This window comes from Laspinema olomoucense D3b (genome assembly GCF_025370785.1).
Classification (GTDB): domain Bacteria; phylum Cyanobacteriota; class Cyanobacteriia; order Cyanobacteriales; family Laspinemataceae; genus Laspinema; species Laspinema olomoucense.
The window spans coordinates 234,898-248,928 of the sequence record NZ_JAMXFA010000001.1; the positions used below are offsets into that span (position 1 = coordinate 234,898).

General features: G+C 45.9%; 15 protein-coding genes. 9 read left to right on the plus strand and 6 right to left on the minus strand.

What is annotated here, in order from left to right:
- The first annotated feature begins 364 nt into the window (after nt 1–364).
- Nucleotides 365–526: a hypothetical protein gene (locus tag NG792_RS00935; RefSeq protein ID WP_261200924.1), complete on the plus strand. Its 162-nt coding sequence runs from the start codon at nt 365–367 to the stop codon at nt 524–526.
- A 194-nt stretch (nt 527–720) separates the two neighbouring features.
- On the opposite strand, the gene NG792_RS00940 is transcribed toward NG792_RS00935, so the two are convergent.
- From NG792_RS00940 to NG792_RS00950, 3 genes are all read right to left on the minus strand, one after another.
- Nucleotides 721–1,362, minus strand: a complete 642-nt coding sequence (locus tag NG792_RS00940) for a ThiF family adenylyltransferase (protein WP_261234156.1) — start codon at nt 1,360–1,362, stop codon at nt 721–723.
- 37 nt (nt 1,363–1,399) lie between these two features.
- Complete coding sequence (locus NG792_RS00945) at nt 1,400–2,254, minus strand: hypothetical protein (RefSeq protein WP_261234157.1); 855 nt, start codon at nt 2,252–2,254, stop codon at nt 1,400–1,402.
- A 113-nt stretch (nt 2,255–2,367) separates the two neighbouring features.
- Nucleotides 2,368–2,916 carry an RNA 2'-phosphotransferase gene (locus NG792_RS00950; RefSeq protein WP_261200921.1) on the minus strand — a complete coding sequence of 183 codons (549 nt, stop codon included), beginning with the start codon at nt 2,914–2,916 and terminating at the stop codon, nt 2,368–2,370.
- A 301-nt stretch (nt 2,917–3,217) separates the two neighbouring features.
- Here NG792_RS00950 and NG792_RS00955 point away from each other — a divergent pair, with 301 nt between their 5' ends.
- A complete protein-coding gene (locus NG792_RS00955; RefSeq protein WP_261200920.1) occupies nt 3,218–3,646 on the plus strand; it encodes a hypothetical protein in 429 nt (142 codons plus the stop codon).
- 104 nt (nt 3,647–3,750) lie between these two features.
- On the opposite strand, the gene NG792_RS00960 is transcribed toward NG792_RS00955, so the two are convergent.
- Complete coding sequence (locus tag NG792_RS00960; protein WP_261234158.1) at nt 3,751–4,977, minus strand: ATP-binding protein; 1,227 nt, start codon at nt 4,975–4,977, stop codon at nt 3,751–3,753.
- Between the two features lie 242 nt (nt 4,978–5,219).
- On the opposite strand from NG792_RS00960, the gene NG792_RS00965 reads away from it, so the two are divergent.
- Nucleotides 5,220–5,459, plus strand: a complete 240-nt coding sequence (locus NG792_RS00965; protein WP_261234160.1) for a hypothetical protein — start codon at nt 5,220–5,222, stop codon at nt 5,457–5,459.
- A gap of 81 nt (nt 5,460–5,540) precedes the next feature.
- Here NG792_RS00965 and NG792_RS00970 read toward each other — a convergent pair whose 3' ends face one another.
- On the minus strand, nt 5,541–5,720 hold the full coding sequence (locus tag NG792_RS00970; protein ID WP_261234161.1) for a hypothetical protein: 180 nt from the start codon (nt 5,718–5,720) through the stop codon (nt 5,541–5,543).
- A 116-nt stretch (nt 5,721–5,836) separates the two neighbouring features.
- Here NG792_RS00970 and NG792_RS00975 point away from each other — a divergent pair, with 116 nt between their 5' ends.
- The 4 genes from NG792_RS00975 to NG792_RS00990 all read left to right on the plus strand — a co-directional run bounded on the left by NG792_RS00975 (nt 5,837) and on the right by NG792_RS00990 (nt 10,424).
- The gene (locus NG792_RS00975; protein ID WP_261234162.1) at nt 5,837–6,766 is read left to right on the plus strand and encodes a hypothetical protein; all 930 of its coding nucleotides are present in this window, start codon (nt 5,837–5,839) and stop codon (nt 6,764–6,766) included.
- Between the two features lie 182 nt (nt 6,767–6,948).
- On the plus strand, nt 6,949–7,971 hold the full coding sequence (locus NG792_RS00980) for a pentapeptide repeat-containing protein (protein ID WP_261234163.1): 1,023 nt from the start codon (nt 6,949–6,951) through the stop codon (nt 7,969–7,971).
- A 1,291-nt stretch (nt 7,972–9,262) separates the two neighbouring features.
- Entirely contained in the window at nt 9,263–9,922 is a 660-nt protein-coding gene (locus tag NG792_RS00985; protein WP_261234165.1) for a DUF4157 domain-containing protein, read from the plus strand.
- A gap of 169 nt (nt 9,923–10,091) precedes the next feature.
- Entirely contained in the window at nt 10,092–10,424 is a 333-nt protein-coding gene (locus NG792_RS00990) for a hypothetical protein (protein ID WP_261234167.1), read from the plus strand.
- Between the two features lie 65 nt (nt 10,425–10,489).
- Here NG792_RS00990 and NG792_RS00995 read toward each other — a convergent pair whose 3' ends face one another.
- Nucleotides 10,490–11,893, minus strand: a complete 1,404-nt coding sequence (locus NG792_RS00995; RefSeq protein WP_261200912.1) for a sensor histidine kinase — start codon at nt 11,891–11,893, stop codon at nt 10,490–10,492.
- Between the two features lie 280 nt (nt 11,894–12,173).
- Between NG792_RS00995 and NG792_RS01000 the strand changes: the two genes are divergently transcribed.
- Entirely contained in the window at nt 12,174–13,319 is a 1,146-nt protein-coding gene (locus NG792_RS01000; RefSeq protein WP_261234169.1) for an AAA family ATPase, read from the plus strand.
- Nucleotides 13,316–13,924, plus strand: coding sequence for a DUF4276 family protein (locus tag NG792_RS01005; protein WP_261234170.1), 609 nt, complete (start codon nt 13,316–13,318; stop codon nt 13,922–13,924). Before NG792_RS01000 ends, NG792_RS01005 begins: the two co-directional genes overlap by 4 nt.
- The last annotated feature ends 107 nt before the right edge of the window (nt 13,925–14,031 follow it).

The following is a 14,031-nucleotide window of genomic DNA, read 5'->3' on the forward strand; positions in this document are numbered from 1 at the left end:
GTTAGAGAACACTAAAGAACTCAAGAAGAAACATGAACGGAGAAAATTTGCTCACCTGGTCAACCCACCGGGTTAATTTTTTTAGTCCTCAAGAAATCATCCCTGATTAAGCAGGGATTGGGCCCTTGATGAGCTTCACAGTTGCCCTACTGCACTGAAGCTGTCTAAATCCCTTTCCCCTGAACTGTTCATCGGCATGATCTTAGGATTCAATATGAACCCGTAGGTGGTTGATTTTTCTCTCACCCCCCTAGAAATCATGATTCCGATTCTACTTCTGTCATTTAGTTTACCCGATTTTTATTCGTAATAGTCTAAAATCGCCTAAGATAGTTAATAACTACATGGAGATAGGAGTCTAAAAGTGCCTAAAGAGCAGGATAAGGATACCCAAACTCAGAGCGTTCCGGATAGCACGAACCCGGGCAGCCAAATTACTAAATTAGCCCCGGGCCCTCAGGGTCGTCCGATCGCCGCAAATAATAACCCCACGAAGGAATCGGAGTTAATGGGTTATCTGGATTAGGCTATGAAAAATGCTCATCAATTGGTGAGTCAATGGGCATCATTCACCCTTTCACCGTGAGGATCGAGCAGGTCACGACGCCTATATTCCCGCCCTTGTGGGGGTGGGAACGGGGGCGTTCTTCCGGTTTTTCTGGGATTGGGTATCCCGACTATCCGATGGATGGAGGTGCAGTCTCTTTAACCGGCTTGAGTTCAAGCTTTAAAGGGTTTAATGGCAAAATCTCTTAGGGTCACTGTATAGCTAGAACGCGCCTGGGCGATCGCAAACTCAATGATCACCTCACAAGCGACTGCCACGGTAAGCATGACTAAATTTCTCGCCAAGGGATAATCACAAATATCATCGAGAACTGGGGAAGGAATCCGATACACTTCGTTCCAAATGATTTCTGCATAATCTGTCGCGAGTCCTACATGAAGACAGGGAATTGCCTGAGTGGCACAGCAATCCGCTACCGCTTTTCGAGACCCACTATTGTCAAAGGTATCGATAACTAAGCCAGTTTGACTCGCGATAAGTTTACTGGCATTTTCGGGAGTCAATTCTTTAGTTTGGATATCCAGTTTAATCCCGACGGCGCGATAGAGACTGTTGGCTAAAATTTTGGCTTTAAATGCGCCAATATCTGAACGATAGTAAGGCTGGGTGGAAAGATTGCGCTCCTCAATGCGATCGCGATCAATCACCGAGAGCCGTTGTAAGCCACTGCGAGCTAAACTTTCAGTCAGATTCGCACCCAAAGCACCCGCCCCACAAATTGTCACCGGAAATTCCTGAAGTTTCCCCATGACTTCCGGCGTTCTATAGAGTTGTTCATGAAAATAAATCGACATTTTTCTGATTAATTACAGCAAAAAACAAGTGAAAAAATCAATCAAACCATTCATCCTGATTTTCAATCACCCCGATCAGGGATTGTAAATCAAAATCGCGGTCCCGTCCGCTCAAGCAAATTCCAGAACTGAACACGGTTAGATCTTGTTTAGAAATCGCTGAAGTATGCTGTTCCCCAGTCCGGGTAGTCCAGTGAACAGTCCAATATTCATCACCACTTTCCTGAAAGCTCTGTAACTCGCCTCCGCCCATTTTCAGCGCCGCTTGTAACCGTTTTTCATCCTGGTAGTGCTGCCAATTGGGATTAAATTCTGCCATTTTGGTGGCGACTTGTTCGTAAACCGTGCGCATTTCTGGAGTCAGTCCTTTAAAACTCAAGTTTTTGGGGTGGGTTAAGCGCTTTAACTCGGTTCTAAGCTGTTCCGTAGGTAGTGGGTCGGCACGGCGATCGCAGGCTTCAAACCAGCCATTTTTGCCATCCCAACGCACCACAACGGGTTCAAACTTTCCCCCTTCTCCTACTAAATGAACGACTACGGGTTTGACCGTTCCCGTGCGCTGACGCCAGTCTGATTCATTCATGGGATAAGCTAACCAAGTTTGACCACGCAGCGGGTAAGTTAGCCACAACCGCGCCTGGGGAAATTGCTCTAAATATTGGGCAATTTGTAGGAACGCTGCGGGTTCCATTAGCTGGGCTTTTCCAGGGGCAGTCGCCTTAAAAATTCCCCAACCTTCAAACCCTCTGGGCTCAATCTCAAAGGTATAAATTATCCCCGACATTCGCAGTCTGACTCGTCCCCCCTGGACCGCTGGCGCGAGAAACTGTTTTCCCGGCAAATCGCACTCTTGAGCCGCCAATTCTTTAAGGAGATGACGAATATTTTTCATAGGCTTTTCTCCAAAACTAATTTCCCTAATTTTCCCCTGAATTCTGGCTAATTTCAGCAGATGTTAGGGAGCGAGACGCTCCCACTCCTCTATCTATTTCATTGAAGTTCGGTTTAGGCCAAAACCAGATATTCTGGCGGAACTTCATCCACCAGCCAAACTCCATTATCGGAACAGTAAAATAAATGCCCATTTTGGTACATTTCGGCAGCTTTAATGATGAATACCACAGGTTTACCGTGACGCATTCCCACCTGTCTGGCGGTGTCAATATCGGGAGATAAATGAACATGATGGCGGGCTTTTTTTTGTAATCCCTGGGCCAGAATTGACTCAACCGCTTGATCTCTCGTGCCATGATAGAGGATATCCGGCGGACAACGGGGTTTGAGTTGCAAATCTATCGGAATACTATGCCCTTGATTCGCCCGAATGCGAGTGCCGGTGGAATCGAAGGAAAAGCGCTGTTTATTGTTCGTTTCTACGACTAAATCCAGTTGCGATCGGGTGATGGGGTACTGGTGAGCTTGTGCTGCTGCTAATAAGGCTTCCACCGCAACCCAGCCCCCGGGTTCCAGTTCTAATCCGATTTCCTCGGGATGGTGTCGCAAGTGATAGCTGAGATATTTACTAATTTTAATTAATTGAGAATTTGGGCTCATTAATTTTTTTGAATTCCGTTAATAAGTAAAAACCTGAGAAAGGGATAAAAAAATTATTGAAGTTCTACAGAAATTATAGTTCCCCGATAGCCTCCTGGGTGTTCCTGGAATAATATTTCTGTGGAAAAGTATTGCGAAGCACACTTTGGGGCATTTCTGATTTTGGCTTTTAGCTGAGGGCAGGATCCAAATCCTTTCTTTCCAGCCTGACTGTTTTTTAGAAAAGGGGATTGACAAATGGAAAAGGAATGATAGAATGTCATTTAACACATTTTCAGTAGGCCCTCAAGGAGGGTGTATAATGAACTCAAACTTTATGGTTAATCTGTCCTTCCGTTCTCTGCTCATTGGGTTGGCATTATGCCTACCTCTGGTGACTACTACAGTCGTCCGCGCTGAGGAAGCTGAGGAGACTGAGGAGAGCAGTGCTCAAGAGGAGACTGAGGAGAGCAGCGCTCAATATCAATTTACGGTTACTAATAATACAGGTAGCCCGATTACCGAACTTTATGTCGATGATACTGACGAGACCGCATGGGGCGACAGTATCCTAGTCGAGCCCATCGAACCGGGGGGTAAGGATCAATTTGAGTGGGCCGATGAAGACTGGAAAGATGGAGACCCGTGTCTCTATGATGTCTTTACTCGCAGTGAAGATGGGACAGAAGGCATGGCGACTGCCATAGATTTTTGCACGAATCCTGATATCGAGGTTTCTCCCAAAGAATAAGTAACTCGATAAGACGTAACCGGAAACTGGTTTTTATTCTAAAAATGTAGAAGAAGTGGGGCCGATCGCCCCACTTTTTCATTTTATCATTCCCGTAAAATTCCTTAAACAAATTGAGTTACAAATTCATAGATTAAATCAATCCGTCCTTTGCGTAATACAGCCGGATCTAATCGTTCGGTGGTGTTACAAGTCATTAAAAACACCAGCTTTTGTTGAGCGTTAATCCCCTCGGGTTCTAAGACACTTTGATATAAAGTGCCATCGAGTAAGCTGAGGATATGTTCAGTTTTATTACTGTGTTGGGCGGCTTCGCTTCCCCGGTCTTGGGCGAGGTTATCTGCTTCATTAATAATGATGCAAATTTTTTCTAAATAACTGGGGGGAACGAAATTTTCTACGGCATCATGGTCCAGAATAAAAATCACATATCCCAAGGGAACTAGAATTTCTTTGGCAACGGCTTGGGTCCAAGCTGTTTTGCCTGTTCCTGGTGCGCCATGAACGAGGACGGCGAGTTGAGGTTGGGTAAAGATGGCCTCTTGGACGCGATCGCTAAAGCCTTGAATATCAGCAGGAAAGGTGCGAATCGGAAACTCGCTCTGAACTTGACCCACACGGCTTTGATAGCCACTGAGCATGACTGCTAGATTGTAGGTGGCTTTGTTAATCAGCGATCGCAAATCATCGGCAATCAGCGTATATTGAAATTGATTGCGGCCCGTATTTTGAATGCGCCCCAGGGGGTCGATTTGTAGCCAAATGTTCTGTTTTTTCCAATAGGCATAAACGATCCCCATTGTTTGAATGCGCTCCCAAGTGGAAAACCGCTCGATGGGATAATAAAAATACCGTTCTAGGTAATATTGGGTAATCAAATCGGGACGACCTAAAAGGTCCAGGACTTTGCAAACGGTAATCTCTTGGAGGCGTTTGAGGACGTAATCAATCGGGATGCTGTCCCGGCTGACGAATTGAACAACGGGGGTTTCTGCCGTGATCATATCTGCGCTGAGACAATTGGGTCCCGCCGGTGGGGGAGTAATGTAATCCCAAAACTCATTAAAATCGCCTCGGGTGTATTCCGAAAATACATTTAAAATATTCGCCCACCACGTAAAATTTTGACGCCCTAACGCATCGGCAATATCACTACTAAAATCTAAGGTTTTGTGGGCTAATTCCCAGGGGTCTTTAGAGGCGAGATGGAAAAAATAACTCCAATCAAAGTCCCGGGATAAGGGTCGCCAACCCGCTCCCAGCAATCCCCGATCTTGGGTGGGGTTGCGATCGCGAAGCTCGTTTCCGTGGTCAAAGTTACTGAATGCCATAATTTAAGTGAGTTTTGCTCGCCTAACTGAACTGAAAGTTTGCACTAAGGCTGTAATGCCTGGGAAAAATTAACGCTTTATTGAAAGCGGCCCTTAGAAAACATTTGGATTTATCACATAAATAACCGGGGACGCTTATTTTCTGTTGATTCAAGTAATTATTTCCTTACATTGGTACCAGATTGGTGAGGCCAAAGTTCTGAAATGAAGATGATTTTTTTCATAAAGTACCTACGAATAGGATGTTAACAAAAATAGGGGCGATCGCTGAGTCAATGACCTGGGTGAGCCGTTTGAGTGATTCTTCTCATTCCCTGGGTCTCCTCCTGAGAATTCTGATAGATTCCTTTGGTCCGAGTCATCCATTGACAGCATGGCGATCGCGTAGCTTTCGATGGAAACTGATGTCTGGAGCAAACACGGTCAGCGTAGACTTCTATAAGCAAGGCGATCGCCCCCATTTCAAATTTATGGCAATTTAAAAATTTACGCTTTTGCTACTCACATAATACATCCATGTTACACCCTTGTCAAGAGAGGGAAAAAATTTTCTGCGCCGCTGTCTATCGCCAGTCTTGTAGGAATTCTCCAATTCCACTCCGGTGGGGCAGCATCTTGCTGTAGTAGGGAGTAAAATGCTCCACCGGATTAATTTTAGGGTCAGAATGATTTAGACCTGCTATCTCCCGCGTCTGGGGGGAAGACCAGAGGTAGAGATCCGGTGTTGACGGGAAATTTAGCATTACAGGTTGTTCCTACTTCTGTGGGCCCTAATCCTCAACCGAGAGTTTCTGAAGCAGGATAGGCGGGCTATAGTAAAAGAAAGAAGCCACCCAGGATAAAATCGAGGGGTTCTATTATGCAATTAGCCGATTCAGATATTGATTTATTTTACCATCTATACTATTCCATCTTAATTTATGTTAATCAAAAATTTGGTCTTTTTGCCGGATGCTGTGGTTCAGAGGAAATGTCAGAACTGACGCCGTTACAGGTTAATGAACTCCGCCAGCAACTCTATACTCATCCCTACCTCTTTGATTTATTTGCCGAAGAAAACCCCCTGAAAATTGCTCCAGATTTACTGCAAATTGTTTCCAGTTGGCACAATTTTATTTCGGGAAGATTTTATATTTATAGTTATCACCAAAATTATGCGGTGTTAATTGCCGATCGCCCTCCCAGTAAAGCCTACGGCGTGTTAGCCCTGGATTGTCCCTTTCCCGAACTGGTGGGGAGTGTTTTGCCGGTGATGGTGGAAACGGTACTCTTACCCTTTAAAAACAAAATTATCTATGATGGAACCTTACAACCCTATCCCTTTTATTTAGGTTTAAGCATTAAAGGGAGTCTGAGTGAAACCTATCATCATGCCGTTGAAAAATTTGGAATTATCGCCTCCTTGACGGAAGTTGCAGCAGCGGAACCACCCCCAGCACCTCAGCCCGATCATCAACTCAGCCCTCTGAGCCACGGCGAACTCCTAAAATTTTATCTACAGAGTGAAGAGAATCGAAAAACTTATGAAGTTCAAATACAAGAATTAGTCCAAAAAAGTGTAGATTTAAAAGTTACCTATTACCAAGAAATGGGGCGGTTGTACGCCGAAATTTATCAGGCACGCTGGCGAGAAATAGGGATAAAAAAGGGCTGGATTGCCCTGTTTGAAGAAATGCCGATCGCCAGCGGTGGGACCAAAGCCGAAGTCGAGGGAATTTTAAAGAAAATTATCCCGGCAGATCGCCGAAAATTCGTCTATATTTTTCGACTTAAACCCGGCGATCGATAAAATCAGAGGGACTCTAGCGATTTTCCCCTCCCCTGGGACTGGAAAAATCTTCACCCACTGACCCCTTACATCCCAGGGGATAGACTAGGAGCAGATAGGGTGCTACAGGGTCAGACATCGATTAGAATCACCCTCTGGTGAGCATTAAGATTTTCTACGGGACTCCAGAGGTGGCCCCACGAATGGCAAATCCACGAATCATCAAAAACAACAAATTGAGTTTACGAATAGGGCAAATTTACCGATGGATGGGAGTTTTTATCATTGTGTTAGCTGTGGTTTGCCTAGCTATTCCGGGGCGATCGCAAGATTCTGCCGGGGTGATGCGCTTGATGCAAACCAATCAGTGCCAAGCCTGTATTCTGACCGATGCCAACCTGAGTAATACCGACCTCACCGGTGCCGATCTGAGCGGTTCTAACCTAACGAATGCCAATTTCCAAGGGTCCGATTTGAGAGGGGCCAATCTGACTGGGGCCAACCTCACGGGGGCCAACTTACACAAAGTCAATCTTCGAGGGGCCAATCTAACCGGAGTCAACCTCACTGAGGCGAATTTATCTCAGAGTCAGCTCGTGGGTGCAGTTTTATTTTTAATTAACCTAGCGAATGCAGACTTGTCCGAAGCCAATTTAAGCGGGACAGATCTCAGCCGCATCTACATTGAGCAAGCGAACCTCAATGGTGCTCAACTCCAGGGGAGCAATCTCACAGGTGCCGAACTCTTCGGGGTGACCCTCAACAATGCCAACCTCAGTGGGGCCATCCTCAATAGTGCCAATCTCAGTGGAGCCAGTGCGCGGCAAGCGTTCCTGCAAGGGGCACAGATGCAAGGCGCCAGTCTCAGAAATGCTAACCTCAGCACCAGTAACTTACGAGGGGCCTTGTTAACCCAGGCGGACCTCTCCGGTGCTGATTTATTAGATGCGGATATGCATGGGGTTATTCTCAATGAAGCGATTTTGATTAATACCCAGCTCAGAAATGTCCAGCTTCAGGGAGCCAGCTTAGAGGGGACGATTCTCTCGGGTGCGGACCTAGAGGGGGCAATCCTCACGGGTGCCACCTTCCGCAATGTCGAACTCACGGGCACTAATCTGCGAGGGGCGGATCTCACTCAGATTGGGATTGAGAATGTAGATTTTACCCAAGGGACAATTTGTGACGCTATTTTACCCGATGGCAAAACAGCGCGGTGTCGTTAACCCCAGCAGGAACTTATGGGAGAGATCAAGAATGCTCCGATTTCGGAGCAAGAACCCCGGAATCTGTACAAGTTTCAGTTGAGGAGTATGACTTGAGTCGTTTTTTCAGGTTGGTATAACGATGGGAGTCGTTATTGGGTGTTAGTTAAAGGCGCTGCTGGGTTTCTCTCCAGTCCCAAGCCAGCGCAAGGACCCCGGCCCTGACTCAAAAATGCCTGAGTCAGGGCAATCTTTGGGGTAGGAATTTGCTCGGTTGACTGTTAAAATAATCGGCTGTGAACATTTTTGAATTGACTTGAACCCCCAAAACCGAGAGCCAGGGATTAGACATGAAATATTAACTTTAGGGGACAGCGCCTGCATTGAAGGTTGATTGCAACCTACTGAGTTATGACCTCGATTGTAGACCTGTAGCCAATCCCTATCAACCGGGTTGGATGAGGTCCAAAGTTGTTCAAATTTGAGCCTTAACCGGCCGGTAAAGGCAGCTTTCTTAGACGAGATTCTCTGGGGAGGAAAGCAGGGGAGGTAACTTATAAGCCTACAGGGATTCCATGAACCGATTACCGTTCACCCTTGATTGCCTCGGGCGAGGGTTAGAATGCAGAGAATGTCGGGTAATCTAAATAGGGTAAATTTGCCTAGAAATATAGTTAAAAGAGGGGACAGTAAAAGCGATCGCCCGATGGAATTAACGGTCAATTGTAGCCAAAATTACTTTTTTGGAGCAGTGGGATGGGATATCTCTACGGGGTAAATCGATCAACAATGTCAACCCCCTGAGGATGTTATAACAGCCGAAGAGAGCAAGCTCTGAAAGCCCAAAAAATAGAAGCCCAGAGGCATTCCTTCCGGTGGGTGAGATTCAAACCCCACCCTTTAAGGGATCCGCTGCCCTCCGAGGAATTGAAGCGTCCAAACCGAGTCAATTCTTGGGCAAGAGCCGAGAAAATTTCCCGGCAACTGCATCGAACTGGGAAGTGGTAGGACTTGATCCTCGGTGAGATATCTGGAATTTCATTTGGGAAACCTGGGGGAACCCAGCCAAAAAACGGATCAATTTTCAATGAAAAACCGGGTAAACTATTTCCAAGGGCGATCGCTCCCCACGCATCCTAGACTATTCCCCCCTATTTAGGGAACTTTTACCCCAGCGATCTCGGCTTAAATATTCAAGACCGGCGCTTTTAATCTGGCAAATTTTAGAGGGGGTTAACCGTGATAAGAACCAGAGTTCCGGGAGCGTCAAAGTCCGCCAAGAATAACCCTAGAGAAGTTCAGTATTCAGGTTATGCTCACCTCCCGTAAAGTCAACTTAATTGGTGCTTGTCTGGGATTCGTAACCGTGGGTTTCGGAGCCTTCAGTAATCCCATGATTAATCCAGAAAGCCACACTTGCCCAAATGCCCAAACCCTCGGAGGCCAGATTTGCCGGGGACAAGTTCCTAAAGAAATGCCTGAAGAAGCTTGGGGTCAATTTGGAGCGGTGGCTTATCAAGCAGCCGCAGAAGTGATGAGTTCCAATAATGCTGAACCGCAAGCTTTAACTGAGACTCAAAAACAATATTTACGCCCCCATTTTGGCGATTTAGTGGATCGGGTGAAAGTGGTTTATAATGCTACTTTAATGGAAGATTGGGTAGCGGCAAGTTTCAAAATTAATGTGGGTGAATCCAACGCTCAAGTTTATGGAAACACCATTTATATTAAAAAGGAGATGAAAGAACAGGACTTCGAGCAACTGGTCCTGCTCTCCCACGAACTAATCCACTGCCAGCAGCACGAACAACTCGGCAGCTTAGGAAATTTTGGCTATCACTATTTTAAAGAATATAAAAAAGCCGGAGAAATCTACAGAAATAATAAATTAGAAGTAGAAGCCTTTGAGTTCGAGAAAGAATTTGCCCAAGGGTTGGCCAAAAAAATTCCTGGATCTTATCGTCCAAGATAACCGGGGTGGCAACGGCTAAATATTCAACGGGGCAAGGGGGATCCGGGCCACATAGAGAGGCAGGTACAGGGTAGTCACTCCGGAGGGTTTGATGCTATCGTGGAAGGAACAAATGGCCAGCTTAAACATCATCCCAACTCAAGACACTCCACTTGCACAAGCAGAACTTATGATTCGATTTAAACTTGCTCCGGCCCTCAGTTTAGCGTTAACGTTAGCGATTACTTCCATCCTCGCTGCGGCGCAACCTTTCTTGGGGATGGCTAATCTGAGCCAACCTGTGGCTCAGGTGACGCAAATTGCTCCATCCGGGGCGATCGCCACTCCCCTACATCCGAGTCTGCTGTCTCAAGTTTCCGGCAACTTAGCATCGGTATGGATGAGTCCGGAAATCCGCCATCAGGGGGCTTTAATTGCTCAGGGATCCGGAAGTGACCCGATCCGAGATGCACTGGGATGCTCCTGTGCAATCTGCACGGGGCAGTCACAAATCGAAGTTTAGCAAAGAAACATCGCAGGGGAATCAGAGCGATTATATCCTTCAGATTCGCTCTGTCCTTTGCTGTTTTATGCCTCGGGATGCGGTTTTTCTGGGTCGGGTTTGGAGAGCGGAAGGATAACGCTAACGGTAGTGCCGAGATTAAGCTGACTGTCTACCCGAATCCAACCGTGATGATTTTCCACGATCGCCCGGACGATCGCCAGTCCCAATCCAGACCCCGTAGAACCCCATTCCGGCGACTGGTGAGGTTCATGACTCCGCGCCGGGTCCACTCGATAAAAGCGATCAAAAATATGAGGCACCGACTCTGCCGGAATGCCGATTCCGCTATCTTTCACCGTAACTTGGACACCGCTATTGGCACTCGGGCGATTGCTCACCCCGCTACATTCTAAGGTGATGGCAATTTGGCCCCCTTTCGCGGTGTATTGCAATCCATTACTGACTAAATTCGTAAACAGTCGCGCCAGTTGGTCCCAATCTCCGGGGATGGTAAAATCCAGTCCCGGTTCAGTTTCTGGATCCATAAGGGGGGAGAGGGCGTGATTGCCGCTATCGGGCGGATCAATAATTTCTAATACTAATTCAATGCCTTTTTCGGCGGCGATCGCCTCTTGTTCCTCCATCACTTCCATCAATAAGGCATCCATTGGCACAGGTTGTTTCCTCACTTTCACTATGCCGCTATCTTGTCGCGCTAAAAAGAGCAAATCATCCACCAATCGTCCCATACGGCGCGTCAAGCGTTCGACTAACTGTAATTGCTGGCGATGGATGGGTGAATCTAATTCCGGGTCCGCCAGGGCTACTTGCACATTTGTTTGAATCGTGGCGATCGGGTTTCTGAGTTCATGGGAGGCATCGGAGGTAAACTGTTTGAGACGCTGGTAAGAATCCCGCACAGGTTTCATGGCTAATCCTGACAGTAACCAGGCGATCGCACTAATGGCAATTGCCATGAGGGAGGTTCCCAAACTTAAATCAATAATTAATTGCCGAATCGGTTTGGTCACTTCAAACCAGGGATGACTGACTCGCAAATATCCTACCACTTGCCGTCCAATTTCTACGCGATCGGTAAATTGCCTCAGCAGTTGTCCTCCCGAAAGTTGTACCGTTTCCCCATTCTTTTTCGGGTGCAGGGGAATTTCTAAGGGTTCCCAAAGGGTAGACCACAATAATTCCCCCGTGGGACTAAACCATTCTAAATCGATATGGTCATCTTCGACGGTTTTGGCATTGTTGCGGAAACTGGCGACAACATTTACAGTATATTGGCCGGTGTTGGGGTTTTCATCGATCGCCAGCGAGCGTTCCACCACTTCCACAACGTGCTTGAGGGTGTCATCAATGCGATCGATTAAGGTACTCCGCACATACACATAAAATCCCGTCGCAAACACCAGCAGCAACACTGCTGTGAGTGCCGCATACCAAATCGCTAACCGTCGGCGGGTGGCTTGAAACATTTCTGCGATCGTCCTATAGGTTTCTTATAATTGTAGAGTGAATTTTCACTAGAGAGGTACAGAGATTTGGTATTCAGTATGGGAGAATTGAGGAGATAGTAAGGGAGGGGGCGAGCGGGCCTAAATCAAGGGGTTAACCATCTAAATTAATCGGCCCAAATTTTGTCAACCTCCTGCCACTCTTTACAAAAAAATAAAAATTTTACAACAACCCGATGAATGTGGTATAATTTTACCAATGTAGAACTGATCTTAAACATGACCCAACAACAAACCTATTATGAATGGTTTTGAAAAAATAGAGATTTATGGATTCCGTCGCTTACGCACAGTCCAAGTCGAAATGAGACCTTTAACGGTCATCATCGGGGCCAACGGAGTCGGGAAGACATCTTTTTTGGAAATGTTCTCCCTGTTATCAGAATCTGCAAAAGGTCAGTTACAGTCAAAAATTTCTGAATTTGGGGGCTTGAGTGATATATTGACGCGAGATCAGGCTGATAATTTGCGCGTGGTCCGGTCAGCTTATTTAGAAAAATATGGACAGTTTAACTATTTTTTAAAATTAGACATTAAAGGCCAACAATTTTATGAAATAGAGCAGGAATCTCTTACTAGATCGCCTTTGTTGTTTACTTACATAAATTCCAGCGGTTTAGATGTTCAATATTTTGCTAATGACAATCAGGTTCCGGTCCGTCCAAATTGGGAACATAATCCGTTAGAAACCTCGCTTTCACAAGTTCCTAAAATGTACCAAGAAGCGGAAGCAGTGCGTAAGCAATTAGCCTCCTGTAGCTTTTATCGAGCTTGGGAATTGAATTTATCGCCTACCAGCCCCGTGCGATTACCGCAAGCGATGCGTCCGGCAACTTTACCCGGAAATCGGGGGGAAGATTTAGTTTCCTGCCTTTATAATTTACGGGAAACAGACCCGGATCGATTTGAACTGATAAGCGATACTTTGTCTGCTGCCTTTCCTAGTTTTGAACGCTTGAGTTTTCCCCCAGTAGCAGCAGGCACATTGGCATTGACTTGGAAGGAGAAAAATTTTTCGCATCCCCTTTATATGCATCAACTTTCCGAGGGGACGGTGCGGTTTTTGTGGTTAGTCACCCTACTGCAAAGTCCGAATTTAACTGCTGTAACGCTTATCGATGAACCGGAAGTCAGCTTGCATCCAGAATTGTTGCGATTGCTGGTGGATGTGATGCGAGAAGCATCGAAACGAACTCAACTGATTGTTGCCACCCATTCTGATCGCCTGATCCGATTTTTGCAACCAGACGAAGTGCTGGTATGCGATGCAGATGAAGAGGGTTCCACAACCATGACTTGGGCGGATTCTTTAGATTTAGAGAAATGGTTGGAAGAGTATAGTTTAGATGAACTGTGGGCGATGAATATCATCGGAGGGCGATCGTGAAAATTGCTATTTTAGTTGAAGGCGCAACTGAAAAAGCCTTGATACCGAGTTTGCGGCGCTTTCTGAATTCCCGTTTACCAGGAAAAATGCCTAAATTACAGCCAAAACCTTATCATGGACGGATTCCGAAAAAAGACAAACTTAAAAGTGACGTAGAAAAGCTGCTGAGTGGCAAGGATGCTTATGATGCAGTGATTGCCTTAACCGACGTTTATACTGGAACCGAGGATTTTAAAAATGCAGCCGATGCTAAACAAAAAATGAAAGAATGGGTAGGAAACAATCCTAACTTTTATCCCCACGCTGCACAACATGATTTTGAGGCATGGCTTTTACCGTTTTGGCCGACCATTCAAAAGTTAGCCAAACATAATAAATCTGTTCCTAGCGGCAATCCGGAGAAAGTGAATCATCATAAACCGCCCTCGAAACATATTCAAGAAATTTTTGAGCAAGGCAAATCCCCCAGAAGTTATAGTAAAATTCGGGATGGTTTAAAGATTTTAGAGGAAAACGATTTGATGGAGTCTATCGAGGTTTGTTCAGAACTCAAGGCGTTTATTAATACAATTTTGTTGTTATGTGGGGGTGAAGAAATTCTGTAAAGTGCGATTAATTGAGGATGAGCGCCCTTCAAAAGCAATATTTTATACTAAGTTTTAGAAGAATAGAGACGATTAAGATAGCTAATCAACCCACAGGTTTTTCTCCT

Bases quoted from the DNA above. Each gene is read 5' to 3' on its own strand.
- NG792_RS00985 (WP_261234165.1), top strand. From the start codon at position 9,263: ATGCTCACCTCCCGTAAAGTCAACTTAATTGGTGCTTGTCTGGGATTC.
- NG792_RS00940 (WP_261234156.1), bottom strand. From the start codon at position 1,362: ATGTCGATTTATTTTCATGAACAACTCTATAGAACGCCGGAAGTCATG.
- NG792_RS00970 (WP_261234161.1), bottom strand. From the start codon at position 5,720: ATGCTAAATTTCCCGTCAACACCGGATCTCTACCTCTGGTCTTCCCCC.
- NG792_RS00990 (WP_261234167.1), top strand. From the start codon at position 10,092: ATGATTCGATTTAAACTTGCTCCGGCCCTCAGTTTAGCGTTAACGTTA.
- NG792_RS00980 (WP_261234163.1), top strand. From the start codon at position 6,949: ATGGCAAATCCACGAATCATCAAAAACAACAAATTGAGTTTACGAATA.
- NG792_RS00950 (WP_261200921.1), bottom strand. From the start codon at position 2,916: ATGAGCCCAAATTCTCAATTAATTAAAATTAGTAAATATCTCAGCTAT.
- NG792_RS01000 (WP_261234169.1), top strand. From the start codon at position 12,174: ATGAATGGTTTTGAAAAAATAGAGATTTATGGATTCCGTCGCTTACGC.
- NG792_RS00955 (WP_261200920.1), top strand. From the start codon at position 3,218: ATGAACTCAAACTTTATGGTTAATCTGTCCTTCCGTTCTCTGCTCATT.
- NG792_RS00995 (WP_261200912.1), bottom strand. From the start codon at position 11,893: ATGTTTCAAGCCACCCGCCGACGGTTAGCGATTTGGTATGCGGCACTC.
- NG792_RS00965 (WP_261234160.1), top strand. From the start codon at position 5,220: ATGTTAACAAAAATAGGGGCGATCGCTGAGTCAATGACCTGGGTGAGC.
- NG792_RS00945 (WP_261234157.1), bottom strand. From the start codon at position 2,254: ATGAAAAATATTCGTCATCTCCTTAAAGAATTGGCGGCTCAAGAGTGC.
- NG792_RS00975 (WP_261234162.1), top strand. From the start codon at position 5,837: ATGCAATTAGCCGATTCAGATATTGATTTATTTTACCATCTATACTAT.
- NG792_RS00960 (WP_261234158.1), bottom strand. From the start codon at position 4,977: ATGGCATTCAGTAACTTTGACCACGGAAACGAGCTTCGCGATCGCAAC.